A 26,535-nucleotide genomic window follows, 5' to 3' on the forward strand; every position below is an offset into this window, starting at 1 on the left:
AAGCTATTACAGGTTACAGTTCTATGAGGTCGTGGGTAAAGTCGATCATGTTCTCAAATCCATCTTCTGTGATCAGGATCTGATCCTCAATCCTTACGCCGCCCCAGCCAGGAATATAAAGACCCGGCTCAATTGTACGAACATTTCCAACAGGGAACGGTGTTTCGTCGGTAATGGAATCGAAAGGACCTTCGTGGACAAACAGACCGATTCCGTGTCCGATGTTGTTGTACTCATAGCCCTTGTATGGTGTTCCTTCAAGAGGTTTCAGGGATTCAAGATAAATGTCCTTGCCCACGGTGCCGGCTTTCGTAATCTTGTTGCACCGGTCAAACATCTCCTGAACCAGCCCATATACAGTCTTCTGCTCTTCAGTTGCTTTTCCCACAACTACTGTACGTGTCATATCAGACATATATCCGTTTACCTGGCATCCGAAGTCCATCAGAACGAAGTCGCCGTACTGAACGGCTTTTTCGCTAGGCACTCCGTGAAGCAGGGATGTTCTTGCTCCGGAAATCAGAATATTTCCATAAGGCATTGTGTCTGCACCTTCCTGTACCATGTACAGTGACAGGAGGGCAGCCAGTTCCTTTTCTGTCATTCCTACATGAATATCGTCAAGAAGTCTCTCAAGAGCTCTGCAGCTGATCTGGCATGCAGCCCTCTGATACTGGATTTCTTCAGGTGTTTTTATCATTCTCATATCGGCAATAACTCCGGAAGTAGGAATTTTCTCAGCCGATACGGTTTTATCCATAACAGAGAATTCGTTCTGGGTCATGAAGTCTGACTCGAAGGCCACGTTCTTGCATCCCGTTTCAGTCAGAAGTTTTTCCACCATGTCGCTGACAGTCTTGCCAGGGAGTCTCCAGATAGCAACTTCGCACTCAGGGCACTCGAGCTCAGCGTCCTCAGAGTATCTGAGGTCTGTAATAAAGAAGATCTTTTCACCTTTTGTAAAAAGAATTTTCTGAGCTCCGTCACTGGCGGTGAATCCGGTTACATAACGTACATTGGTAGGATCAGAGACGAGAAAAGCATCGTATCCCTTCTCTTCCATATACTTCAGAACTTTTTCCTCATTAGGTTTAATAGCCATCGCAATGCCTCCTATAGGATACAAATATGAGCCGGGCTTTCAGCCAGGCAATTACCATAATCCAGACTGCTTTCTGAACCGCAGTCTGACATAATTATAACGTCTTTTTACTAAATGTACACAGTAATAAACAGAAATAATCTCAATTAATGGGGGAATACATTATTCATCCCTTATTCACTTGCCGCCCATGTATACATTGCCAGGTCAAACAGAATCCATTGACATTATTTGTGGCTGAGCATAATATTTTACTAAGATGAGTAGCCACTCAACATGAAGGTGCCGGTGGCGGTTAAGGTAAACAAAAGGAGGATACCCATGGCATATAATGGTTTTGCTATTGACAAATATCCTGATGTGGAAGAGATCATCAGAAAGCTGGATGCACTGAGAGATGGTCCTATCTACTCAATTCTTCCGGAATATCTTGCTGAATACGAAGATCAGTATTTCAACAAGAAATGCCTTAAGTCAAAGGAAATGATAGACGAGGCCAAGACAGTAATACCGGGAGGAGTTCAACACAACCTGGCATTTAATTATCCTTTCCCCATAGTAATAACGAAGGCCTCCGGAGCAAAGCTGTACGATATTGATGGAAATGAGTATTACGATCTCCTTCAGGCCGGCGGACCAACTGTTCTTGGAAGCAATCCTGTAGAGATAAGGGAGAAAGTTATTCAGCTTCTGAACACCTGCGGCCCGTCAACAGGACTTTTCCATGAGTATGAATATAAACTGGCCAAGAAGATAAGCGATCTGGTCCCTTCTGTTGACATGTTCAGAATGCTTGGTTCAGGAACTGAAGCTGATATGGTGGCTGCCAGAATTGCCCGTCTCTATACAGGTAACAAGAACATTCTGAAGATGGGAGGAGCATATCACGGCTGGTCTGATCAGCTGGCCTATGGCATCAGAATCCCGGGAACAAAGGGACTTCAGTCAAGGGGCGTTCCTAATTATGTATTCAGGCATACAGATGAATTCTTCCCGGGAGATCTGGAAGACCTTGAGAAGAAGCTTAAGAGAAACAAGCTGGACGGAGGCACGGCTGCTGTATATATCGAGCCAATTGGACCGGAAAGCGGAACAAGGCCTGTAACTAAGGACTTTGTAAAAGGATGTGAGTACCTGGCCCACAAGTACGGAGCCCTCCTCATAGCAGATGAGGTAGTTTCCGGGTTCAGAATCGGCCTCAGCGGAGCCCAGGGATATTACGGAATCAACCCTGATCTGACTGTGTTCGGAAAAGTTATTGCAGGAGGTTATCCTGGTGCCGGCGGCGTTGGCGGCAGAAGAGATGTAATGGCACACATGGGCGCAGGGCTGGATTCATCTGGAAAGAAGGTAAAGAAGGCGCTGTGCGGCGGAACCATGGCGGCTACTCCGATTTCATGTGTTGCCGGATACTACACTATCTGCGAGATTGAAAGAACAAATGCAATTGAAAAGGCTGGCAGAATGGCTGACAGACTGGTGGCCGGAATCAACAAGTCAATAGACAAATATCATCTTCCTTTCGTATGTTTCAATCAAGGTTCAGTTTGCCATCTGGACAATGCTGGAACCATGCACTACTTCATAGACTGGAGCAAGCCTTGGAACATTCCGAAAGTCCTGAAGGAAACCAGCGCAAGACAGAAAGAAATGGAGCACATGGGTGCCGCATATATGGCAGAAGGAATCATCACCCTTGCCGGAACAAGACTGTACACAAGCGCCGCATACAATGAAGAGATGATCGATGATGTAATTGCCAGATTCGACAGAGTTCTCTCAAAGTGCGGAAAACTGTAAAGGAGCATAGAAATGAGTGATTCGGATTTCAGATTGAGCAATCTGGACATTCCTGAAGAAAAGAAGAACGTCAATGAGGAACCTCAGTTCATTCCAATGACTTTTGATTCAGGAACAGGAATTCTCCAACATGATACTGTGGAAGGAATTGTGGATGAGGCAAGAGAAAAAGTCCTGAAAGCCTGTAAGATGCTGGTTGATGAAGGCCTTGTGGCAAGAACCTGGGGAAACATCAGCGCAAGGATAAACGACGAACTTTTTGCCATCACCCCAAGCGGGAAAGCTTATGATACTCTGACCCCTGACCAGATAGTAGTTGTGAAAGCCAGTGACTGCACGTGGATGGGAGATATTAAGCCTTCCAGCGAAAAAGGAATTCATGCATCCATATACCTTGACAGACCTGAAGTAAACATGGTGATACACACCCATCAGTTCTACGCATCAGCAATCAGCATCATAGGACTTGATGTGGAAAATGTTTCCGAACTCAGCAGTGAGGCCGGTGAACTCGTGGGAGACAGAATTCCATGCGCCGGCTACGGCCTTTCTTCAACGGAGAAGCTGAGAAATAATGTCCGGAAAGCTTTTGCAGATAATCCCGGGTCAAAAGCTGTGCTGATGAGAAATCACGGTGCAGTTTGTGTGGGAGAGGATATTGATTCGGCATTCCATGCTTCCCGGCTTCTGGAGGAAGTATCAAAGAAGCTTTATTCCAGATACTGCCTGGGAGATGTGGCTGATGAACCGGCAGGTGAGAGCCGCATGTATGTGGAGGGAGATACTTCTGCACCATCCTGGGCCAGAAAAGCAATGATCAACGGTAATAAGTGCGTGGTCCTGTCAAAAAAACCGTATACAGTGAAAGTAAGCAGACAGGGAATGGCCATAAGGCCTTATATCGATGATCTTGCACAGATTGGAGGAGTAAACATTAAATGTGTAATGCCTGAAGGCAGTACTTCTGAACTTAAGAAAGCCCTCAGGAACAGTGATGCTGTGCTGGTAAAGGGAGCAGGTGCAATATGCGCCGGAAAGGAACCAGATGACGCAGAGGCCCTTGCCACTGTTCTGGAAAAAGGCTGCGCCGCAGCACACCTGGCCGCCAGCTTCGGTGATGTAAAACCTGTAAGCCGTAAAGATGCCCTGCTTGAAAGAGAAGTATACGTTACGAAGTATTCGAGACTGAAGAAAACAGGGGATGATAAAAACAACAAAGCTTCAGACTGGACAGGAAAAATCAAGTCTTTGCTGAAGGGACTGAAGAAAGTGAAATGATGCCGGGAGGCAGAAGATGTATATTTTGGCATATGATATAGGCACAACAGGAGTAAAGACATGCCTCTTCTCCATTGATTCTTCCATTGGTCTTAAAGCCAGCGCAACAAGAGGATATAAGCTTTACACCATGGAAAACGGCGGTGTTGAGCAGGATGGTGATGAGTGGTGGGATGCCATGTGCCAGTCCACCAGAGAGGTAATGGATAAAAGCGGGGTTGCACCAGATCAGGTAATGGGCCTGTCCTTCTGTTCTCAGATGCAGGGAATGGTTCTTGTGGACAGGGACGGAATACCTGTTCACAGGCCTATGAGTTACATGGATCAGAGAGGAAGCCGGGAACTGGAGGACTGTTTTGGCCACGGAATAAAGATTGCCGGAGCCAATGCTTTCAAGCTCCTCAAAAGCCTGAGAATCTGCAAGGCAGCTTCTCTCAGCGCAAAAGATCCGGTGTGGAAGTATAAATGGATTGAAAACAATGAGCCAGATAACTTCGCCAGGGCATATAAGTGGCTGGATGTAAAAGAATATCTCATATGCCGGTGTACTGGTAGTTTCGTAATGACAGAGGATTCGGCTTTTGCCACCATGCTGTACGATACAAGACCGGGACGGGAAGGATGGAGCAGTGACCTGTGCAGCCTTTATGGAGTAAAAAAAGAACATCTCCCTGAAATAATCTCTTCCAGTGACGTTGCCGGCCGGCTTCGCAAGGAAGCCGCAGATCAGCTGGGGCTTGAAGAAGGAATAAAAGTGTTCGGCGGAGGCGGAGATGCTCCTCTGACTGCAGTGGGAGCCGGAGCAACAGAGGTGGGTAGCACCCATATTTACACAGGAACCTCAGGATGGGTGTCAACGGTGGTAGATACCCAGAAGCTGGATGTGAATAAAATGATCGCATCTATCGTAGGCGCCCAGAAAGGCCGCTTCAACTATTTTGCGGAAATGGAAACTGCCGGAAAATGCCTTGAATGGGTAAAAAATCATCTGGCCTTAGACGAAATAGGAGTTTTCCTGGAGAAAAAAGATATTACCTGCGGATACGAAGGAAAGTATAAGAGCCTCTACGACTATCTGATGGAAACCATTGAAAAGGCAGAGCCGGGGTGTGGAGGAGTGATTTTTACTCCGTGGCTCCACGGAAACAGATGTCCATTTGAAGATCCTGCGGCGGCTGGAATGTTCTTTAACATCACTCTGGAAACAGGTAAGACAGAATTGATAAGAGCTGTGGTGGAAGGTATCTGCTACCACCAGAGATGGATGCTGGAGTGTGAGAAGGAAAAGGTCCAGATAAGCCAGACCGTAAGATTTGTAGGGGGCGGCGCCCTTTCAGATGTAACCGGGCAGCTTCTGGCGGACATAACAGGACACCATATCGAGATAGTTGAGGATCCTCAGAATGTCGGGGCCATCGGAGCAGCTGCAGTTGCTGCCCTGGGCCTCGGCCTTATCAGTGATCTGGACCAGATCAGGAAACTGATAAAAGTCAGGTCCTCCTTCACCCCGGATATGGAGAAAAAGCAGATTTACGACAGAAACTATCAGGTGTTCAAGAGGCTGTACGAGACCAACATGAAGAATTTCCGTGATATGAACATATGAACAAAGGAGAAGGTATCTCATAACATGCAGAAAAAAATTCCAGAGGAAAAGCTGCAGGCCCTCAGGAACACTGGTATCAGCGAGTTTGCTTCCAAGGGACTGGATGGTGCAAACATAAATGTTATCGCAAGAAAAGCCGGAGTAAGTGTGGGTACCATATACAACTACTTTGGAACTAAGGAGAATTTCTTCACTGCGTGCCTGGAACAGGCCATGAAAGACCTGGAAACTGCCTTGATGGAAGCCTCGGCTGGTGATGTTCCGCTGCTGACCAGGGCAGACAGACTGATCAGGGCAGTGCAGTCTTATTCGAGAGAAAACATAGAGGTTATCCGTCTCTATAACGAAATAACCTCAAGCTCCGGAAATAAAATGGCAGGTTCGCTGGCCCGGAAGATAGAGTCCATCAGTTCTTCCGCATATAAGAAAACTATAAGAGAGGCAGCAAGGAAGGGCGAAATCCGTTCAGATGTGAATGTTGAATATCTGGCTTTTTTCTTCGACAACCTGCTTACCACCCTTCAGTTTTCATATGCCTGCCCCTATTACAAAGAGAGGCTGAAGATCTACTGTGGAGAAGAAGGCCTGAAGGACGATGAGCAGATGAGAAAGAATCTTCTGGCATTTATGGACGCCGCCTTCGATCCAAAAGGCAGGACAAAAAAATGATAATGGACAGACTATGCGGATAGCAGCAATCATACCAGCAGACCTTCTCCCTGGTGGCCGCCGCTTGCTAGAAAGCCTATGAGCCTTGGATGAGTCAGGCCACGGCGCCTGGCATCCATACTCTAACCTCCTGCACTTATGAAACACCAGAATGAAGAAAATATCCATCAAAGATTTTTGACATTGCCGGTTTTTTAGACTTTTCAGGGTATTTTCAGGAAAACATCCCCTTTTCCGGCACGATTGCAATTAACTGGATACAGGCTCTATAATTAAAAGGATAGTCTGGATACGGCAAAGAGCAGGCGGGAAAGGTTCGGTCAGTGAAAATGAGCATTCAGAAGACAGATGGTAATAATATTAAAATCATAGATGGTGTTTCCTACGATGAATGGTTTGGAAGAGAATCTGAGTCTGCCAGGGAGTTTGGAGAGATCCTGACAGAATACTCGAACACACTTAGGGGACAGTGGATCACCAGCATCAGTGGAGACAGCAGCCAGGGCTTTTGTAATTTGTTCTTTGAGAAAAACGGCTTATCCATCTGGTTTAACAGAGAAGGACGCTGCAAAATGCGCTTAGGAGGCCAGGATACTTTTGGAAGAAAAGAAAACTTCATGGCAGGCTGCAGAGGCATTTTTGGAAAAGCTCTGCTAGCTGTTTATCCTGGAGGAAGAAACGGATCGAGAACTGCTGTGTTTCTATTTGGCGACAAAATGACAGGAGATTATCGCCAGGGTTCAGGAGTGAAAAAAACCTCTACAGCACAGGCCCTTCGGATTTCGTACAGCAACAAAGAAAGTAAACTCCTTTTTTCCATAGAACCTGTAGAAATAGTAAATGGCGCCTATGTTGTGCTGAGCTCCGAAAAAGTTCCTATGACCAGAGGGAGCTATAAACAGAGACTGAGAAATATCAGTAACGGAGTTACCTGGGAATGTATTGCTGATGAAGCCGGGAACGTAAAAGTGCCGGCAAAATACAGATATGTCCACCTGGCTGATTACACCAGGGAAATATATCAGGTATCCGTAGTTGGAAAAAACGGAGAGCTTAAGGTGGGGGCCTGCGATTCTGAGGGAAGAGAGCTTATTCCTTGCGAATATAAGGACCTCTACTGCCTTAAAGTAGGATATGCACTGGTCATGGATAAAAATAATCACTTCTGGGTGCTGGACTACAACAACGATGCGATTTTCGGGCCGAGCATATACGGCGTAGACATCTATGGAAATACGGATAAATATCTGTTCTATACTGAGGATAACAGGGAAGCCGGTGTGGAGTGTCTTGGAATATATGAGGTAAGTACGAAGACGAAGACGGCACCTGCAGTATATACGTATATAAAGTACCGGGACGATGGCTTCTTCGATGTAAAATACGGCGGAAGTAATGGAAAAAGAGCTGTGGTGGACCGGTACGGCAACGAGCAGGACCTGATGTTATCTCCAGGAAATTTCAGGGGCAGAGGACAGAAGGGAAAAAATAACAGATGATAAAATGAAAACCCTGAAACAACAGGGACGTTGTACAATCTGTTAGCTGAGAAAAAATCCATTGTCATTTTATTTCCCTGTGATATACTAGGAATTACGCTGCAGGGTAATTTCAATGCAGACAGAATATACAGGAGGATAGAACTATGATGGTGTCAACAAAGGGACGTTACGCCCTTATAGTAATGATCGATCTGGCCAGAAATGAGGGAGACGGTTATATTTCTCTCAGTGATATTGCGGAGAGACAGAATCTATCGATGAAATACCTTGAGATCGTGGTGTCTATGCTGAACAAGGGGGGCCTCGTCAAGAGTCTCAGGGGAAAGAACGGAGGATATCACCTGGCAAGAAAGCCGGAGGAATACAATATTGGAGAGATACTGGAGATAACAGAGGGAAGCCTGGCTCCAGTAGAATGTCTTAAAAACGGCCACATGTCCTGTGATAAAGCGGGGTCCTGCTACACCCTGCCGCTGTGGCTGGGCCTTGACAAGGTGATAGATGATTATCTTGGCAATATTTCTCTTCAGGACCTTATTGACGGGAATATGAACAAGATTCTGCCTCAGGAAATTGAGATGGCTAATTACAAGGAGACCTGTCTCCACAAGAGAAAGGCTGCTGGCCTGGATAATAACAGATAGGCTTACAGAATATTTTACGGGACAGTTTGTATGACAGTCATTAAGAGACTGACGAAGTCTGGAAATCATACTGTACCTATGAATACAGATTGCACTGATTTATGCACAATGAATAGTTGATAATTCCTATTGACACGATAGGAATTAAGAGTAAACTAATCCATGAAAAGAGCCTCAAGAGATAATGAGAACATGCTCGTGAAGAGATGAAGCGGGCTTTTGATAAACAGGAGGGTAACATGAGAGTATATGCTGATAACGCAGCCACAACTTACATGAGTGAAACCTCGATGAAGGTGATGGTGGATTGCCTTAAGAACGCCAATGGTAATCCTAACAGCCTTCATTCAGAGGGACAGGCTGCAAAGGAAGTACTGGAAGATGCTAGAGCAAAGGTTGCAAAGGCTATCAATGCAGCAAATCCTAATGAGATTTACTTCACATCAGGAGGAAGTGAAGCTGACAACCAGGCACTGATTTCTGCAGCAAGAGGACAGAAGGTTAAGGGTAAGAATCACCTGATTACCATGAGCATTGAACATGATGCTATTCTGAACACAATGAAGAAGCTGGAGAAGGAAGGCTTTGATGTTACAATCCTGGATCCTCAGCCTGATGGAATCATTGATATTAAGGATATCGAGAACGCAATCAGACCTGATACAGCACTGGTGTCCATCATGTTTGCAAATAACGAGATTGGATCCATCCAGCCTATAGCTGAAATCGGAAAAATGTGCCATGAGAAGGGCGTACTCTTCCACACAGATGCAGTTCAGGCAACTGCCCATCTGCCTATAGATGTACAGGCCATGAACATTGACATGCTCTCAATGTCCGGCCACAAGTTCCACGGCCCTAAGGGAATCGGAGCTCTTTATGCAAGAAAGGGCGTTAAGCTTGTAAATGTAATTTGCGGCGGAGCTCAGGAGCGAGGAAAGAGAGCAGGTACATCAAATGCCCCTGCAGCTGCAGCCATGGCAGCAGCCCTGGAAGAGGGTGTGGCAAACATGGAGAAAGACAATGCAAAGACCATCGCGCTGAGAGACAGACTGATTGAGGGACTTTCTGACATTCCTCATTCAAAGCTGAATGGTCACAGAACTAAAAGACTTCCGGGAAATGTTAACTATTCATTCGAGGGCGCAGAAGGCGAGTCCCTGCTGCTGGCTCTGGATATGTATGGAATCGAAGTTTCTTCCGGATCTGCCTGCTCAAGCCAGTCACTGGAGCCAAGCCACGTGCTTATGGGAATAGGACTTCCTGTTGAGGCGGCTCACGGATCATTGAGATTCAGCTTGTCTGCAGACAACACCGAGGAAGAAGTTGACTATATTATTGAGAAGGTACATTCAGTTGTTAATCATTTCAGAGAGCTGAGCCCATTCTGGGATGAACTTGAGAGAGGAGTAAGAGAACATGTTATATAGCGAAAAGGTTATGGATCACTTCGAGCATCCAAGAAATGTAGGCGAGATCGAGAATGCTGACGGTGTTGGCGAAGTAGGAAACCCAGTCTGCGGAGATATCATGAGGATGTATCTCAAGATCGATAATGATGTTATTACTGATTGCAAGTTCAAGACCTTCGGATGTGGATCTGCAATTGCAACAAGCTCAATGGCAACAGAGATGATCAAAGGCAAGACTGTAAAGGAAGCTCTGGAACTGTCCAACAAGGCTGTTGTTGAAGCCCTGGACGGTCTGCCAACACACAAGATTCACTGCTCAGTACTGGCAGAGGAAGCTATCAAGGCTGCTCTGGTAGACTATTACAAGAAGAACAACAAGGAGCTGCCTCCGGAAATCAAGGACTTTAAGCCTGATGAGGAGAGCGATCTGTAGGATTATTTCACTAGACGGACCGGCTCTGGTCCGTCTTTTTTATACAGAGCAAGGGGCTTGGCCAGGTGAGACAGGGGCTTTTTATTCTCAACCAACAAAACACGCACCTGCTTTGTATTGACAACAAACAAATCACAGCGTAGAATGTGAAAGAATATTAATCCCGTGAAGGTACGTGGGGTTATTAAGGGTATTTGGACAGGAGGAATTTATGAGCACAGGTGTAGTAAAGTGGTTCAACAACAGCAAGGGTTACGGATTTATTGAGAACAGCGAAGGCGGAGCAGATATTTTTGTTCATTACTCAGCAATTCAGAGTGAGGGATTCAAGTCTCTTAAAGATGGAGAGAAGGTTACCTTCGATGTTGAGGATGATCCTAAGAATCCATCAAAGCAGAGAGCTGTAAATGTAACTGTTGTTAAATAATCGGTTATTAAAGGCCACCATCGCCGGTGGCTTTTTTCATGTTTCATACACCAATTACCATCCAGCTGATGGTAAAATGAAAAGGTAGATTGTTGAAAGAAAGGCCTTCCGAGAGGGCCATGTAATTTGAACGGAGGACAGTGAAGTGATTCTGAAAGGCGGAAGCATATACAGAAACGGCCATTTCGAAGACAACCTCCAGATAAGCGGAAAGAACAATGCCGCTGATGGCGGCTTTGTTGATATTGGTGGACAGGATGGAGTTATCGAAGTTGGTAACTCTTTTATTTTGCCATCTTTCTGCGACGTTCACGTGCATTTTCGTGAACCTGGACAGGAGTACAAGGAGACCATCAGAACGGGAAGCAGAGCAGCAGCTGCAGGGGGATATACAGATGTCTGCACCATGCCTAACCTGAAACCGGCACCATCAGATATGGAGTCACTGGATGTCCAGCTTAAGGCAATAAACGAAGTCCCTTCTGCAGAGAAGATACACGTTCATCCATATGGAACAATTACCCGTGGACAGAAGGGAAGAGGCCAGCTTTCAGACATGGAAGAAATGGCACCACATGTTATCGCTTTTTCCGATGATGGAGTAGGGGTGCAGGATGCGGGACTTATGAAGGCTGCCATGGAAACTGCCAGGGCTCTTGGAAAAATAATTGTCGCTCACTGCGAGGATGAGGAACTTCTTGCCCAGGGTAAATCAAGAGAAAGCGAATGGCGCCAGATAGAGCGGGACGTGAAACTGGCAGATATTACAGGAGCTTCATACCATGTATGCCACATTTCAACAAAGGAAAGTGTGGAAATAATCCGCGAGGCAAAGAAAAGCGGCGTAGATGTAACCTGTGAGACCGCTCCCCACTATTTGCTTCTGGACAGCAGGATAATAGCTGAGAAAATTTCTGCCTGCCCTGAAGAAGGCGGAAAGTACAAAATGAATCCTCCTGTCAGAGAACCAGAAGATAAGAATTCACTGATAGAAGGAGTTCTTGACGGAACGGTGGACATGCTGGCAACAGACCATGCTCCCCACAGCAGCGAAGAAAAATCCAGAGGCTTCCTTAAGAGCATGAACGGAATAACAGGCCTTGAATGCGCATTTCCTGCAGTATATACAGGCCTTGTCAAAACCGGAATCATACCATTTGATACCTTGATCAGGATAATGGCCGTTAATCCGCGCACCCGCTTCGGCATTCCTGCAGACTCCGGCTGGACCGTTGCAGACCTGGACAATCCTTTCGTTCTGGACAGCCGCCGGTTCCGTTCAATGGGCAAAACAACACCTTTTGACGGACAAGAATTATACGGAAAAATACTTTACACGATTTGCGGAGACAGGCTGGTCTATGACCACAGCACAGATAAATGAGCAGGGAGGAACATATGCAGAAAACAATCAGCACCATTTACAGCAACAAGGAAATAGCTCCTGGCATATTCTGCATGATGCTTGAAACAGAAGGCAGTAAATTCAGCAATCCAGGGCAGTTCGCCATGGTTCAGGTGCCGGGCAAATTCCTCAGAAGGCCAATTTCTGTCTGCCGCTACGACGGGGACCGGTATACTCTGGTTTACAGAGTTGCAGGAGAAGGGACCAGAATAATGAGCACCCTGGAGGCAGGCCAGAAGGTGGACGCACTCACTGGTCTGGGAAACGGCTATGACGTAAAAAGAATACCTGATGGTGCGTATATTATCGGCGGAGGAATCGGAATTCCTCCGATGCTGGGCCTTGTCCGGGCGTTGATAATGAACGGAAAGAAGTGCAAGGTAATTCTGGGCTACAACAGCGAGAAAGAGATATTCCTTCTGGATCAGTTCAGAGACCTGGCAGAAGACGTAACAGTAATGACTGCTGACGGAAGCGCAGGAAAAAAGGGGTTCGTAACAGATGCCTTTGATCATGCTGATTTTGCATGTGCCTGCGGACCTCTGCCGATGCTGAAGGCGCTGGCCCCTAAGACAGACCAGGGGCTGTTCAGCCTGGAGGCCAGAATGGGCTGCGGATTTGGAGCCTGCATGGGATGTTCCATAAATACAGAAGAAGGCTCCATGAGAGTATGCAAGGAAGGACCGGTATTTTCCAAGAACATCCTGAAGTGGGACAATCTGATCAGTGACTGACGGTAATCAACAGTTTGTGAAAATGAAAGGAATCATATATGAAATGCAATATAGGCGTCAGCCTGGCAGGAATTGATCTGCGAAATCCTGTTATGCCTGCCAGCGGTACTTTCGGATATGGACAGGAGTATAAAGAGGTATATGACCTGAGCCTTCTGGGGGCAATAGTGACAAAAAGCGTCACTGAGGAGCCCAGATATGGAAACCCTCTTCCAAGGATAGCAGAATGCAGCCAGGGAATGATGAACTCCATAGGCCTCCAGAACCCGGGAATCAAACACTACATAAACGAAGATCTGCCTCATCTGAGAGAATGTTACTACGGACCGATTATCTCAAACATCAGCGGTTTTTCACCGGAGGAATTCGGCAGACTGGCAGCGGCCGTAGATGGACAGGAGCAGGTTGCAGCTATAGAAGTTAACATAAGCTGTCCTAATGTAAAAGAAGGGGGATCAGCCTTCGGTTCTGACCCGGAAATGAGCAGAAAGATCACGGAAGAAGTAAAGAAGAACACCTCTCTTCCTGTGTTCGTAAAACTTACACCAAATGTTACAGATATTACAGAGATAGCAAGGGCCTGTGAAGCAGGAGGGGCAGATGGAATCAGCCTGATTAACAATTTCAGGGCGCTGAAAATTGATCTCAAGGCCAGAAAGCCTGTCACTGCTGTTAAGTATGCGGGATTATCAGGACCGGCAATTAAGCCTATTGCTCTTAGAATGGTAAACGAGGTATACCATGCAGTGAACATTCCTGTAATCGGAATAGGCGGAATATCCAAGGCCGATGATGTGCTGGAAATGGTCATGGCGGGTGCATCGGCAGTTCAGGTGGGAACAGCTAATCTCATTGACCCGTGGGCGTGCCCGGAAATCATACAGAAGCTGCCTCAGCGAATGGAAGAACTGGGAATTTCAAGTCTGGATGAGATAAGAGGAGTGATTTAGATGAGAGAGTATAATGATATTATGATTGCCCTTGACTTTCCCGGGGCAGAAGAGGCCCTGGGTTTCCTGGACAACCTGGACACAGGTGATGACAAGCCTTTTGTAAAAATAGGAATGGAGCTGTTCTACAGCGAAGGGCCGGACATTGTGAGAGAGGTAAAGAAGAGAGGTTATTCGGTTTTCCTTGACTTGAAATTACACGACATTCCAAACACAGTCGGCAATGCTATGAAGGTGCTGGCCGGTTTTGGAGTGGATATGGTCAATGTTCACGCTGCCGGAGGCATTAAGATGATGGAGGCTGCAGTCAGGGGCCTTGAAGAGGGATGGAAGGCTTCTGGAAGAAGTGGAAAAAGACCTTATATCATTGCAGTGACCCAGCTCACATCAACAGATCAGGAAACTATGAACAAAGAAATCCTGATTCCGGGAAGAGTTGAAAGTGCTGTTGCAGAATACGCCAGAAACGCTAAGGCAGCAGGACTGGACGGAGTAGTTTGTTCTCCTCTTGAAGCCCAGATGATACACGGTGTTGCAGGAGCTGACTTCCTGACCGTAACTCCCGGAATAAGACTGCCGGGAGACTCAAAGGGAGACCAGAAAAGAGTGACGACTCCTGAAGATGCCAGGAACTACGGAAGCGATTACATGGTGATCGGAAGGAGCATAACGAAAGCTGATGATCCGTCTGAAGCTTACAGACGGTGCAGATAAGAAATGGAGGATGCGTTGTGGCAAGAGATGAAATGAAGGAAAGAGAAATAGCCAGAGGACTTCTGAAGATTAAAGCAGTATTCCTCAGGCCAGATGAGCCTTTTACCTGGGCCAGCGGAATCAAAAGCCCTATCTACTGTGATAACAGACTGGTTCTCACAGCTCCTGATGTAAGGGATCTGGTGGAAAAGGAAATGGCTGAGACTATCAAAGAGTTTTATCCGGAATGTGAGAAGCTTATGGGAACAGCAACTGCAGGAATAGCTCATGCAGCAATTGCCGCCCATATTCTTGGAATGCCAATGGGATATGTGAGAAGCAGCTCAAAGTCCCACGGCAGAAACAACAGGATTGAAGGAGCTCTTAACAAGGGAGACAAGGTGGTTGTCATTGAGGACCTTTTCTCAACAGGGGGATCTTCCATAGAAGCAGTTAACGCTCTAAGAGAGGCCGGGGCAGATGTGCTTGGCATAGTCAGCATTTTTACTTACAGCACAAACAAGGCTGAGAAAAACTTCAAGGATGCAGATGTTGACCACAGAAGCCTCTGTACTATCGGAACGCTGATTGACGAGGCAGAGAAGGAAAACTATATCAAAACAGGAGAGGGAGAGGAGATAATCAGATGGCTAAAAGAGATCTGATCAGTATTACAGATCTTTCAGTGCAGGAAATCGATGAAATACTGGATCTGGCAGACAGAATCACAGCTGATCCGGCTGCATACCAGGATGCCTGTGCCCACAAAAAACTGGCAACGCTTTTCTATGAGCCTTCAACCAGAACCAGGCTCAGCTTTGAGGCGGCAATGTATGAACTGGGAGGAAACGTAATAGGCTTTTCCGATGCAAAATCCACATCTGTTTCAAAGGGAGAAACGGTTCACGACACAATGAAGGTTATTTCCTGCTTCTCAGATATTATTGCAGTAAGACACCCTAAGGAAGGTGCTGCATACGTAGCTGCCAGGAGCTGTGACATTCCGGTGGTTAATGCTGGAGACGGCGGCCACCACCATCCTACACAGACTTTGACAGACCTGCTTACTATCAGGCGGGAGAAGGGAAGACTGGACTCCATTAAGATAGGATTCTGCGGAGATTTGAAGTTCGGCCGTACTGTTCATTCTCTTATTGAAGCCCTTCTCAGATATGAAAATGTTGAATACTGGCTTATTTCACCAGAAGAGCTGGTGCTTCCAGACTATGTAAGAGACCAGATGAAAGCTGCCGGAGTCAAATTCCATGAAATCAGAAGCATGGAAGATGCACTTCCGGAACTGGATGTGCTTTACATGACAAGGGTTCAGAAAGAAAGATTTTTCAACGAAGAAGATTACATAAGGCTGAAGAACATATATATTCTTGACGAGGAGAAGCTGTCTGCTGCTTCCCAGGATATGATTGTGATGCATCCGCTTCCTAGAGTGAATGAAATTGAAATAGATGTGGATGATGACCCGAGGGCCGTATATTTCAAGCAGGTAAGAAACGGAAAAGATGTACGTAAAGCCCTGATACTTACGTTGCTGGGATGGAAGGAGGACTAGATGAACATAGATGGTGTGAGCACCGGAATTGTACTTGATCATATCAATGCAGGAAGATCCATGATAATTTACAGGCTTCTGGGATTAGAGAAGCTGAACTGCAGCGTTGCAGTTATTCAGAATGTAAAAAGCGAGAAGTATGGCCGCAAGGATATAATCAAGATTGATCAGATTATTGACCTGGATTTCGATGCTATAGGTTTTGTAGATCCTAACATTACGGTCAATATCGTAAAAGACGGGAAACTCGAGAAGAAAACTCATGTATCCCTTCCGGAAACCCTTGTTGACGTGCTTCACTGCAAGAATCCAAGATGTATCACAACTATTGAGGCAGAGCTGCCTCAGAAGTTCCGCCTGGTGGATCCTGAAAAAAGACTTTACAGGTGCATTTACTGTGATGCCCTTGCCAGCGACAAACACCTCTATCTCTAAAGGACGGGAAATTTGTTTTCCTCAATGACCGGTAAGTGCAGGCATTCAATCTGAGATTGCCCCTATGTTTGAATAATAAAAAAGCTCTCTTCCTGACTTGCATGGGCATGGCCCTTTGCAGCCTGGAAGGGAGCTTTTGTTTACTCATCATCAGGTCTGTATTTATCCATTAACTTGCTGTAGCTGTTTACCTTGTCTGTCTTTATGGCTTTATAGGTTTTATCAATTCCTGATGCCATGGCGGCAGCCACACGGTCAGCTTTTTTGTCAATGGCTTCATTATCCTTTTTGTTTGTCATGAATCCCAGCTCTATGAGGCAGGATGGCATTGAAGGAACTGAGTTCTCGTAGTAGTCGTCGTTTCTGTCAGTCAGAGTTCCTGCTTTAACCTGGCGGGCTCCGATGGTATCAGATTTATCCAGTTCATTAAGAAGCATGGATCCAAGAAGTCTGCTCTTGTTCTGATTAGATGCTTTTATCCAGACCTCAGTCCCTGAAGCAGTAGCTGCAGTTTCAGAGCCTGCATCACCGGTGTTTCTGTGGATTGAAACGAACAGATCGGCGTTCTTATTGTTGGCCATCTTTCCCCGGGTCTGCCTGTCCACGTCTGTATCAGTGGAGCGGCTCATGTAGACCTTGTATCCCTTCTTTTCCAGATCTTCCTTCAGCAGCCTGGCAATCTTCAGAGTATCTTTCTTTTCCTGGCGCTTGCTGGTTTCCGCTCCCGGATCGCTTCCGCCGTGGCCTGGATCTATGAAGATGACGCCACCGTTTTTTACTGCTTTGCTCTCATCCTCTGCGCTTTGCTCAGCCGCTGCTTGTGCTCTGGCCTTTTCTCTGTTTTCGGAAACATAGTTAATTGTAACCTTTATGAGTATGCCCATGAGGACCATAAACAGGACAAGAACAATTGACAGCATGATCAGGTTGTTCCGCCGTTTACGTCTCCGCTCTTTGCGCAGCTTGGCTTTCTTCTGTGCTATCAGTATTTCGATTATTTCTTCGTCAGTGTAGTGCAATTCGTTTACCTGTTTTCAACTGGCTGCTGTCAGTTGCGACCTGAGACCGTCGCTGCTGGGAACCGCCTGAAACAATAAAATCATACTGTGATATGTTACCCCAAATAAAAACCTATGTAAACCTATGTGAATCATGGGAGGTCTTTGTCTGCAGGCTTGAGATTGTAACCCCGGGGATTCGGTGGTAAAATCATTATGTATTTTTATGCATTCAGATAAAGAGGTGGAAAATATGTACGCTTTAACTGCAAAGGGCATGCGTTTTATAGATAAACATACTATGAGTCTTGGAGTTCCGTCGCCGGTCCTCATGGAAAATGCTTCAAAAGCAGTAGTGGACCTTATCTGCAGCCGCTTCCCTGAAAGAAAAACCAGGATACTTGTACTCTGCGGATCTGGGAATAACGGGGGAGATGCTGTTTGTGTGGCCAGGTGGCTGACCCATCTCGGTTACCATACGGTACTTTACTTTGCGGGAAACCCTGACAGGACCTCAGAAGAGTTCCTCAGGCAGATGAATATTTTTACAAAAACATTTCCTGATGCCTTTATCGGCGGCCTTGAAGGGGATGAAAGAGATGCAGATGCTCTGGAGGCCTCTTATGACGTTATTGTTGACGGCCTGTTCGGAACTGGTCTGGACAGAAGGCTGGGGTTCAATTACATAAGGTTTATAGAATATATTAACAGCCGCAAGGCTTATAAGATTGCAATAGACATTCCGTCAGGATTGAACGCAACCACAGGACAGAATATGGATGCACTTTTCATGGCTGATGAGACTGTGACCTTTGGAAGCTATAAGATCGGCATGCTCATGGGTGATGGAAGGGCCTGCTGCGGCAAGGTGACTGTAGCGGATATAGGCCTTGCGTCATCTGGGTACGATCTGGTTGAGGATAAGCTGATTGTCTGTGATAACAAGTACTTCAGCCAGAATGCGGACAGAGCTCTGGTGCCGAGACTGGAGAAATCTCACAAAGGTACCTTTGGTACAGTAGGAATTCTGGTAGGCCAGGGCAGCATGATGGGGGCAAGCATGCTTGCGGCCAGGGCTGCCTATAGAGCAGGATGCGGGCTGGTGAAGATCCTTTGCCCAAGGAAATTCATGGGATACTTCAATATTTCCATTCCTGAGGCTGTGGTAATCCCTTACAGGTCTGAGGAAGCCCAGGAGATGGCTGAAAAATTCCTTAAGGAAATAGGAGTAGCTGTTGTAGGGCCGGGGCTGGCAGAAAATCAATATGGCCGCCAGATTCTGGATGTGGTGTTCAGCAATTCCACACCGGCAGTTATTGATGCAGGAGCTCTGAATTTGATTTCCAGGAATTCAAAATCCTTCAGGAAGCGCAGGTGCCAGTGCGTAATAACACCTCATATTGGAGAACTTGCCAGACTCTGCGGAGAGGACATCGGGGTAGTAGAGAAGAATATAATCGGCTTTGTAAAAAGATTTTCCCAGAAGTACGGGGTGAGCATGGTGGCGAAGAACGATGTTTCAATTGTTTCACTTATTGACGGAGATGGCCAGCAGCTCTATATCAATACCATTGGAAACTCTGGACTGGCTACTGCAGGATCTGGAGATGTGCTAACCGGAACAGTTGCCTCCCTGGCCGCTCAGGGTAACAGCCTGAATACCAGTTTGCTGTACGGCGTAATGCTTCACGGAAGAGCAGCAGAAAGATTTGCCAGAACAAAAAACGGCGAGAGAAAGATGATGGCAGGAGATATTGCGGACAATATTTTCTAAAAGATCAGGTGAATTTTGCCCCTGAGAATTAATATCTTGTAATAAGAATATACAGATGATATAATACCGAATGTTATGGGCGTAAGTTCCAAGCATCACTCTATATATGACAGGAGGTGAAATGCGATATGGCACAGGTCGTTGTTAGAGAGAACGAAAGCTTAGAGAGCGCTCTGAAGAGATTCAAGAGAAGCTGCGCAAGAGATGGCGTTATGGCTGAGCTCAGAAAGAGAGAGCACTACGAGAAGCCAAGCGTAAAGCGCAAGAAGAAGTCTGAAGCAGCCAGAAAGAAGGCCAGGAAGTATTAATTCCCAAGGAGTTGATGAAATTGAGTCTTAAGGAAAAGCTTTTAGAGGATTACAAAGAGGCTATGAAGGCCCGGGATACATCCACTAAGGAAACCGTTAATCTGGTTAGAGCTGCCATCAAGCAGCATGAAATTGACCAGCAGGTTAAACTGGAGGATGATGCGGACATCATTCCAATAATCAAGAAACAGCTGAAGATGCGTACCGATGCTCTTGCTGACTTTGAGAAGGCAGGACGGAAGGATCTGCTCGAAAGCTACAACAAGGAGATTGAGGTTCTCAAGAGATATCTTCCTGAGGAGATGTCTGAGGACAAGATCAGGGAGGCTGTAGAGAAGATTGCAGAAGAAGCTGGAATAGACAGAAACATGAAGAGCATGGGAACATTGATGAAGACAACCATGGCCAAGCTTAAGGGCAAGGCAGATGGATCTGCAGTTTCCAAGGTAGTGAAAGAGTATCTGTCAGGAAAGTAATAAGTGATCCGTAATAAACAGACTTGAGAAGGCAGGGCGAAGGCCCTGTCTTTTAATATATATTGGGATGTTAAGTTGTTCTGCATCTGCTCAGAGGTTATAATCAACACTGAAGAAAACTATTCAGAGGTGAAAATGAAGGAAGAAGACAAGACGGTCATCAGACTCCACCTGGATCAGGAGTCAGACAGAAGAGAACTTTTTGGAACCATGGATTCCAATATCAGAAAAGTTGAGAAGGCCACTGGCACTACTATCATTGCCAGAGATGAAGACCTTATTATTCGCGGGGAGAACTGCCGTGAAGCAGAGGAGATTCTGAACTCCATGATAGAGTCTCTGCGCCACAATCCCAGACTGGACAGTCAGAGACTTGACTACATAATGGATATGGAGAAGGGTGGAAACAAGAACGAGATTATTCCTTCTAACAGCCAGATAATATGCTATACCTGTCAGGGAAAACCACTGAGACCGAAGACGAAGGGACAGAGCATTTATGTTGACATGATCAGGAAGAACGACATGGTGTTCGGAGTAGGTCCTGCCGGGACGGGGAAAACATATCTGGCATGCGCAATGGCTGTTACAGCCTTGAAGAATAAAGAGGTCGAAAGAATAATACTGGCAAGACCAGCAATAGAAGCAGGTGAAAGTCTTGGATTTCTCCCGGGAGATCTTCAGGAAAAGGTGGACCCGTATCTCAGGCCCCTTTACGATGCACTGTTTGAAATTCTCGGCAGGGAAACAGCTTCAAGGCTCAAGGAAAAGGGAACTGTGGAAGTGGTTCCCCTTGCCTACATGAGAGGCCGCACCCTTGATAACTCCTTTATTATTCTTGACGAAGCCCAGAATACCACAAGGGAACAGATGAAGATGTTCCTTACCCGAATGGGCTTCAACTCTAAGGTGGTCATCACAGGAGATGTGACACAGATAGACCTTCCAAAAGGCAAGGGCTCTGGCCTCCTCGAAGCCAGAAAGGTGCTCAGAGGTATTGAAGGCATAGAGTTCTGCCAGATGTCTGAGGTTGACGTGGTCAGACATCCTCTGGTAAAGGCTATTATCAGGGCATACAATGAATTTGAGGACAAGAGGTAGGGAAACCGCCATACTATCAGGCAACTGTAAAGCAACCATAAAGCTGAATTCAATTTGTTCCCGGTCAGTTTATGACAGTAAGTTAATCAGGAAAGGCGAAAGAAATGAACATCATTTATTCAGACGATCACGGTCATCTGACCAGTGAAATGAAAGACCTTCTTAACACTGCAGCAGACAAGGTGCTGAGAGATGAACTGTCACCAATACTGAGCTGCGACGACATGAAACCGGCAGAAGCCTGGGAAATTCCGGTAGAGGTAAGTGTCACACTCGTGTCGGCTGAGGAAATCCAGGAAATCAACAGGGATATGAGAGGCGTTGATTCCGTTACAGATGTGCTTTCCTTCCCTCAATACGAAGATAAGTATGACATAATACAGGCACTTCAAAGTGCCGAAGGAGAAGAGGACTCGGAAATCGGCAGAATGGATGTCCTCCTTGGAGACGTGGTAATCTGCTGGACCAGAGTTGAGGAACAGGCCAAAGAATATGAACACAGCTGGGAGAGAGAACTGGCATATCTGTTTGTTCACAGCATGCTCCACTTACTTGGATATGATCACATGGATGATGGAGAGCGAAAGATCATGCGCCGTCACGAGGAACAGATTATGACAGGAATAGGTCTTCCCCAGGAGCTGAAAACCCCGGTGGATTACAGAGGCCTTTACAGAAGGGCATCTGAGTCTATTGGAAAAGCATATGCTCCTTACTCCGGCTTCAGGGTAGGAGCAGCCCTCATGACCACATCAGGAAAGATCTTCACCGGCGTCAATGTGGAAAATTCATCCTACGGATGTGCTGTTTGTGCGGAGAGAACGGCAGCAGTCAAGGCAGTGTCTGAGGGAGAGAGGGAGTTTGCAGCAATTGCTGTAGCATCTGAAAAAGGAACTGCAGAGCCTTGCGGAATATGCCGCCAGTTCCTGTCTGAATTTTCCAGGGACATGGCAGTAGTTACAGGAGATGGAGAAGATCACATAAAGGTCAGAGCACTAAATCAGCTGCTTCCTGACTCTTTTGCTCTGGCTCCTCTGCATACAGTGAAAAACAATTCCACCCATGAAGATGGTGGTGATAAATAGAAACGAAAACATAACAACATAGAAAGACGGTACAAGATGAAATCAGGATTCATAGGCATAGCAGGAAGGCCAAATGTAGGCAAGTCAACGTTTTTGAATAGAATTCTCGGGGAGAAAATAGCCATAACATCGGCTAAACCCCAGACTACCAGAAACAGAATAACCGGAATATACACAGACCTTGAGGCCGACGGAGGAGAGGGGCTTCAGATGGTTTTCCTGGATACTCCGGGAATTCATAAATCGAGAAACAAATTAGGGGATGCAATTAACGAGACGGCTGTAAATACCTTTAAGGGAGTTGACGTGATTCTTCTGATTGCAGACGGAAGCAGGGAGTTTTCCAACGGGGACAAGTATATTCTGGACATGCTGAAAGAGACAGACGTTCCAAGAATCCTGGCCATAAACAAGATGGATCTCATGAAGCCAGAGGAATACCTGAATCTTTATAACAAATACATGGAGACAGGCCTGTTCCAGGATGTTTACGGAGTATCAGCTCTTAAGGGAACCGGGGTCAAAGAACTCCTTGAATGTCTCAAGGGCTTTATGCCAGAGGGGCCGATGTTCTTCCCTGAAGATATGGTTACAAACGATCCGGAGAGATTTCTCGTCAGCGAGATAATCCGTGAGAAGCTCCTGACCTACCTGGATGATGAGGTGCCTCACGGAGTTTTCGTAGAAATAGAATCCTTTAAAGAGGAAAAAGATATTACGGATATCAGCGCGGTGATATACTGTGAGAAAAAATCACACAAGAGCATTATCATAGGAAAAGGCGGAAGAAAGCTGAAAGGCGTTGGGAAAAGCGCCCGGCTGGAAATCCAGGATCTGCTGGGAACCAAGGTGTATCTGCAGCTCTGGGTTAAGGTCAGAGAGAATTGGCGTGATTCAGACAGAATGATCAGAAGCCTGGGATATAAGGACGAATAGAATGCTGATAAGTACAGAAGGCATCGTCCTGAAGCAGCACAAAATCGCAGGCAACCGCAGGATGATAACTATTTTTTCCAGAAGATACGGAAGAATTCAGGCGGGAACGGCAATGAACGAACGGGGGAAGAACAGGTCCGCCCTGGCTCTCAGGCCCTTTACCTTTGCCGAGTATGAGATATTCAAGAACCGGGGTTATTACAATATAAACAATGCGTCGGTAAAGAGAAGTTTTTTCTCTATTGGTGAGAATCTGGACCGTTTCATGGCAGGATCAAGAGCCCTTGAATACCTGGAGAAGATCCTTCTGGAGGAGCAGCCTCAGCCGGCACTGTTCGATCTTACTATGGAATTCTTTGAAGCCCTTGAAACAGCTTCAGGTGACTGCAATATGATGCTTTATGCTTTTATTGTAAAGACCCTGCCCATTCTTGGAATCATGCCAGAGCTGAAGTGCTGTGCCAACTGCGGCAAAGAGGTGGAGCCGGAGCCGCCCCATTTCTTTTCTATTGAAGCGGGGGGAATTCTGTGCAAAAACTGCTTCCAGATGGAGGTGGAGAGTGCAGAGAGGCAGAAGGGTTATCCGGCCGGTTCAGTTAGAAGAAAAAAGGCTGTGCCGAAGGCCCGTGAATTGCTTTTCACCGTTGATTTTGATATAGTTGGGGTGATGCAGTATTTTGCAAAAAGGCCGTTCCAGACCTTTTCCAAAATCAGTCTGAGACCGGAATACAGAGACCGGATCAGACATATCATTTCGTCATATTTGAACTATTACCTCAGCATAGATATTCTTGATGAGGAAGCTCTGAAATGACAGCATTATTGCAGGAGGTGTAACCATGGAAATCACACTGGAGAAAATCGAGCTTGTCAAGGACAGGACAGGGGTTACTTATAGAGAGGCTAAGGAGGCCCTGGAAGCTGCCGGCGGCAGTGTTGTTGATGCCATTATTGATATTGAAGAATCGGCAGATTACGATACTGAGGAGCCTAAGACATCTGGAAAGGGAAGCTTCAAGGATAACGAACTCTTTGAGAAGATCAAGGAAACTGCCAGCAAGGGCAACATGTCCAGAATCGTTGTGAAGAAGGGAGACGAAGTGCTTCTTAACTTCCCTCTCACAGTAAGTATTCTTGGTGCAGTTATTGCACCGTGGGGAGTTATTTTCGGTCTTATTGCTGCAGTTGGATTTAATTGCAGAATTGAGTTCGTTAACGATAAGGGCGAGACAACAGATGTAAACGGCAAGGTAGTCGAAGGATACGGAAAGGCCAAAGCTAAAGGCCAGGAGTACAAGACGATGGCCGACGATCAGCTGGGTAAGCTGAAAGATTCAGATATTTATTCCAACCTGAAGGGAAAAGGGGAAGATGCTCTGAACAAGATTAAGGAAACTGACGTTTACAGCGACATCAGAGAGAAGAGTGAAGATGCCATTGGAAGATTCAAGGATGTGGATCTTAAGGATAATCTGGGCTCTATTAAGGCAAAGGGAGAAGAACTCTTTAACAAGGTGAGAGATAACGACCATGCCTGTGATGAAGCAAGTGAGGAGCCTGTAATGCACGCATGCGATGAAGCATCACAGGAAGAAGAGCCCGTTTCTGATGAGGTCAGCCAGGTTCTCGATGAAGTTGAACAGGAGATTTCCGGTTCAGATAACTAATTGTTGACGTGTGGCGTCCCGGCAGGTCCGGGACGCTGAAATCAGGTTTATGATAAGCCTGAGTAAATATTGCAAAAAGGATATATTTTTTATGGCAGATAATAATAACCAGGAAAACCAGAACACTATTGACATGAATAAGTTGATCGCTCTCTGCAAGGGAAGAGGATATATCTTCCAAGGTTCAGAGATTTACGGCGGTCTTGCCAACACATGGGATTACGGTCCTTTAGGTGTGGAGTTCAAGAACAATATCAAGAAAGCCTGGTGGAAAAAGTTCATTCAGCAGAGTCCATACAACGTGGGACTTGATGCTGCAATTCTGATGAATCCTGAAACATGGGTAGCCTCCGGACATGTGGGAAACTTCTCTGATCCGCTGGTTGACTGCAAGGAATGTAAATCCAGATTCAGGGCTGACAAGCTCATCGAGGAGTTCGTGGAGGCAAATGGTCTTGAGCCAGTAGTCTGCGAGGGAATGAGCAACCAGGAACTTTCCGCTTACATTGATGAGCACAATATTCCGTGCCCTGACTGCGGAAAGCACAACTTCACTCCAATCAGAAGATTCAACCTAATGTTTAAGACTTTCCAGGGCGTTACAGAAGATTCTTCAGCAGAAATATATCTGAGGCCTGAGACTGCCCAGGGTATTTTCGTAAACTTCAAGAATGTCCAGAGATCCGCAAGGAAAAAAATTCCATTCGGAATAGGTCAGATAGGAAAGTCCTTCAGAAACGAAATTACCCCTGGCAACTTCACCTTCAGGACAAGAGAGTTTGAGCAGATGGAGCTGGAGTTTTTCTGCAAGCCGGGCACAGATCTTGAGTGGTTCGGATTCTGGAAAGACTATGCAGTTAACTTCCTCAAGTCTCTTGGAATGAACATGGATAACATCAGAATAAGAGATCATGAAAAGGCAGAACTGGCACATTACGCCAAGGCTGTATCTGATCTGGAATACCGCTTCCCATTTGGTTGGGGTGAGCTCTGGGGAATTGCAGATAGAACAGATTATGACCTTAGGAGCCACATGGATCATTCAGGGGCGGATATGTCCTACATGGATCCTGAAACCAATGAGAAGTATATTCCGTATTGCATTGAGCCATCTCTCGGTGCTGACAGAGTAGCGCTGGCATTCCTGCTGGACGCATACCACGAAGAGACAGTGACAGATGCAAAGGGCAAGGAGGATACAAGGGTAGTAATGAAACTTCACCCTGCTCTTGCACCATACAAGGTTGCAGTTCTTCCTCTTTCAAACAAGCTGAAGGAGGAGTCTTTCAAGGTATACGAAGAGATCAGTCAGTATTTCAGCACTGATTACGATACATCCGGATCTATTGGCAAGAGATACAGGAGAGAAGACGAAATAGGAACTCCTTTTTGCATCTGCGTAGACTTCCAGACACCGGAGGACAACACAGTCACTATTCGTCACAGAGACACGATGGAGCAGGTTCGTCTGCCTCTTGCTGACGTTAGGGAATATATTGAAGAAAAGCTGATTTTCTAATCAAGGAGAAG

27 protein-coding genes are annotated in these 26,535 nt (G+C 46.2%); 25 read left to right on the forward strand and 2 right to left on the reverse strand.

Going from position 1 to position 26,535, the window contains the following annotated elements:
- Window positions 1-13: 13 nt before the first annotated feature.
- Window positions 14-1,102 carry a M24 family metallopeptidase gene (locus FYJ66_RS01085; RefSeq protein ID WP_154571676.1) on the reverse strand — a complete coding sequence of 363 codons (1,089 nt, stop codon included), beginning with the start codon at window positions 1,100-1,102 and terminating at the stop codon, window positions 14-16.
- A gap of 321 nt (window positions 1,103-1,423) precedes the next feature.
- Between FYJ66_RS01085 and FYJ66_RS01090 the strand changes: the two genes are divergently transcribed.
- From FYJ66_RS01090 to FYJ66_RS01165, 16 genes are all read left to right on the forward strand, one after another.
- On the forward strand, window positions 1,424-2,902 hold the full coding sequence (locus FYJ66_RS01090) for an aspartate aminotransferase family protein (protein WP_154571677.1): 1,479 nt from the start codon (window positions 1,424-1,426) through the stop codon (window positions 2,900-2,902).
- A 12-nt stretch (window positions 2,903-2,914) separates the two neighbouring features.
- Window positions 2,915-4,180, forward strand: a complete 1,266-nt coding sequence (locus FYJ66_RS01095) for a class II aldolase/adducin family protein (RefSeq protein ID WP_154571678.1) — start codon at window positions 2,915-2,917, stop codon at window positions 4,178-4,180.
- 16 nt (window positions 4,181-4,196) lie between these two features.
- Window positions 4,197-5,786: a xylulokinase gene (locus tag FYJ66_RS01100; protein WP_154571679.1), complete on the forward strand. Its 1,590-nt coding sequence runs from the start codon at window positions 4,197-4,199 to the stop codon at window positions 5,784-5,786.
- Window positions 5,787-5,810: 24 nt separating this feature from the next.
- Window positions 5,811-6,455 (forward strand): TetR/AcrR family transcriptional regulator, encoded by a 645-nt coding sequence (locus FYJ66_RS01105; RefSeq protein WP_154571680.1) that lies wholly within the window; start codon window positions 5,811-5,813, stop codon window positions 6,453-6,455.
- A gap of 329 nt (window positions 6,456-6,784) precedes the next feature.
- Complete coding sequence (locus FYJ66_RS01110) at window positions 6,785-7,954, forward strand: WG repeat-containing protein (RefSeq protein ID WP_154571681.1); 1,170 nt, start codon at window positions 6,785-6,787, stop codon at window positions 7,952-7,954.
- A gap of 146 nt (window positions 7,955-8,100) precedes the next feature.
- Entirely contained in the window at window positions 8,101-8,601 is a 501-nt protein-coding gene (locus FYJ66_RS01115) for an RrF2 family transcriptional regulator (RefSeq protein ID WP_154571682.1), read from the forward strand.
- A gap of 239 nt (window positions 8,602-8,840) precedes the next feature.
- Window positions 8,841-10,031, forward strand: a complete 1,191-nt coding sequence (locus FYJ66_RS01120; RefSeq protein ID WP_154571683.1) for a cysteine desulfurase family protein — start codon at window positions 8,841-8,843, stop codon at window positions 10,029-10,031.
- On the forward strand, window positions 10,021-10,446 hold the full coding sequence (nifU, locus tag FYJ66_RS01125; protein ID WP_154571684.1) for a Fe-S cluster assembly scaffold protein NifU: 426 nt from the start codon (window positions 10,021-10,023) through the stop codon (window positions 10,444-10,446). The genes FYJ66_RS01120 and nifU overlap by 11 nt, the downstream gene beginning before the upstream one ends.
- A gap of 211 nt (window positions 10,447-10,657) precedes the next feature.
- The gene (locus FYJ66_RS01130; protein WP_154571685.1) at window positions 10,658-10,873 is read left to right on the forward strand and encodes a cold-shock protein; all 216 of its coding nucleotides are present in this window, start codon (window positions 10,658-10,660) and stop codon (window positions 10,871-10,873) included.
- A 145-nt stretch (window positions 10,874-11,018) separates the two neighbouring features.
- Window positions 11,019-12,257 carry a dihydroorotase gene (locus FYJ66_RS01135; protein WP_338071069.1) on the forward strand — a complete coding sequence of 413 codons (1,239 nt, stop codon included), beginning with the start codon at window positions 11,019-11,021 and terminating at the stop codon, window positions 12,255-12,257.
- 14 nt (window positions 12,258-12,271) lie between these two features.
- Complete coding sequence (locus tag FYJ66_RS01140) at window positions 12,272-13,012, forward strand: dihydroorotate dehydrogenase electron transfer subunit (protein ID WP_154571686.1); 741 nt, start codon at window positions 12,272-12,274, stop codon at window positions 13,010-13,012.
- A 38-nt stretch (window positions 13,013-13,050) separates the two neighbouring features.
- Window positions 13,051-13,962: a dihydroorotate dehydrogenase gene (locus tag FYJ66_RS01145; protein WP_154571687.1), complete on the forward strand. Its 912-nt coding sequence runs from the start codon at window positions 13,051-13,053 to the stop codon at window positions 13,960-13,962.
- Window positions 13,963-14,676, forward strand: a complete 714-nt coding sequence (gene pyrF, locus FYJ66_RS01150) for an orotidine-5'-phosphate decarboxylase (RefSeq protein ID WP_154571688.1) — start codon at window positions 13,963-13,965, stop codon at window positions 14,674-14,676.
- Window positions 14,677-14,693: 17 nt separating this feature from the next.
- Window positions 14,694-15,320: an orotate phosphoribosyltransferase gene (gene pyrE / locus FYJ66_RS01155; RefSeq protein ID WP_465250552.1), complete on the forward strand. Its 627-nt coding sequence runs from the start codon at window positions 14,694-14,696 to the stop codon at window positions 15,318-15,320.
- Window positions 15,302-16,225 carry an aspartate carbamoyltransferase gene (pyrB, locus tag FYJ66_RS01160; RefSeq protein WP_154571689.1) on the forward strand — a complete coding sequence of 308 codons (924 nt, stop codon included), beginning with the start codon at window positions 15,302-15,304 and terminating at the stop codon, window positions 16,223-16,225. Before pyrE ends, pyrB begins: the two co-directional genes overlap by 19 nt.
- The gene (locus FYJ66_RS01165) at window positions 16,226-16,660 is read left to right on the forward strand and encodes an aspartate carbamoyltransferase regulatory subunit (RefSeq protein ID WP_154571690.1); all 435 of its coding nucleotides are present in this window, start codon (window positions 16,226-16,228) and stop codon (window positions 16,658-16,660) included.
- 140 nt (window positions 16,661-16,800) lie between these two features.
- On the opposite strand, the gene FYJ66_RS01170 is transcribed toward FYJ66_RS01165, so the two are convergent.
- Entirely contained in the window at window positions 16,801-17,679 is an 879-nt protein-coding gene (locus tag FYJ66_RS01170; protein WP_154571691.1) for an N-acetylmuramoyl-L-alanine amidase family protein, read from the reverse strand.
- A gap of 232 nt (window positions 17,680-17,911) precedes the next feature.
- On the opposite strand from FYJ66_RS01170, the gene FYJ66_RS01175 reads away from it, so the two are divergent.
- From FYJ66_RS01175 to FYJ66_RS01215, 9 genes are all read left to right on the forward strand, one after another.
- On the forward strand, window positions 17,912-19,432 hold the full coding sequence (locus FYJ66_RS01175) for an NAD(P)H-hydrate dehydratase (protein ID WP_206156942.1): 1,521 nt from the start codon (window positions 17,912-17,914) through the stop codon (window positions 19,430-19,432).
- A gap of 128 nt (window positions 19,433-19,560) precedes the next feature.
- Window positions 19,561-19,740 (forward strand): 30S ribosomal protein S21, encoded by a 180-nt coding sequence (gene rpsU / locus FYJ66_RS01180; protein ID WP_077391048.1) that lies wholly within the window; start codon window positions 19,561-19,563, stop codon window positions 19,738-19,740.
- Between the two features lie 20 nt (window positions 19,741-19,760).
- Window positions 19,761-20,216: a GatB/YqeY domain-containing protein gene (locus tag FYJ66_RS01185; protein WP_154571693.1), complete on the forward strand. Its 456-nt coding sequence runs from the start codon at window positions 19,761-19,763 to the stop codon at window positions 20,214-20,216.
- A gap of 135 nt (window positions 20,217-20,351) precedes the next feature.
- Complete coding sequence (locus FYJ66_RS01190) at window positions 20,352-21,317, forward strand: PhoH family protein (RefSeq protein WP_154571694.1); 966 nt, start codon at window positions 20,352-20,354, stop codon at window positions 21,315-21,317.
- Between the two features lie 104 nt (window positions 21,318-21,421).
- Entirely contained in the window at window positions 21,422-22,402 is a 981-nt protein-coding gene (gene ybeY / locus FYJ66_RS09445) for an rRNA maturation RNase YbeY (RefSeq protein ID WP_154571695.1), read from the forward strand.
- Window positions 22,403-22,438: 36 nt separating this feature from the next.
- Complete coding sequence (gene era, locus FYJ66_RS01200; RefSeq protein WP_154571696.1) at window positions 22,439-23,338, forward strand: GTPase Era; 900 nt, start codon at window positions 22,439-22,441, stop codon at window positions 23,336-23,338.
- Between the two features lies 1 nt (window position 23,339).
- Complete coding sequence (recO, locus tag FYJ66_RS01205; RefSeq protein ID WP_154571697.1) at window positions 23,340-24,152, forward strand: DNA repair protein RecO; 813 nt, start codon at window positions 23,340-23,342, stop codon at window positions 24,150-24,152.
- Between the two features lie 25 nt (window positions 24,153-24,177).
- Window positions 24,178-25,005, forward strand: coding sequence for a DUF4342 domain-containing protein (locus FYJ66_RS01210; protein WP_154571698.1), 828 nt, complete (start codon window positions 24,178-24,180; stop codon window positions 25,003-25,005).
- A 91-nt stretch (window positions 25,006-25,096) separates the two neighbouring features.
- On the forward strand, window positions 25,097-26,524 hold the full coding sequence (locus tag FYJ66_RS01215; protein WP_154571699.1) for a glycine--tRNA ligase: 1,428 nt from the start codon (window positions 25,097-25,099) through the stop codon (window positions 26,522-26,524).
- Window positions 26,525-26,535 lie beyond the last annotated feature (11 nt).

It is taken from the genome of Allobaileyella intestinalis (genome assembly GCF_009695865.1).
GTDB classification, from domain to species: domain Bacteria; phylum Bacillota; class Clostridia; order Peptostreptococcales; family Anaerovoracaceae; genus Allobaileyella; species Allobaileyella intestinalis.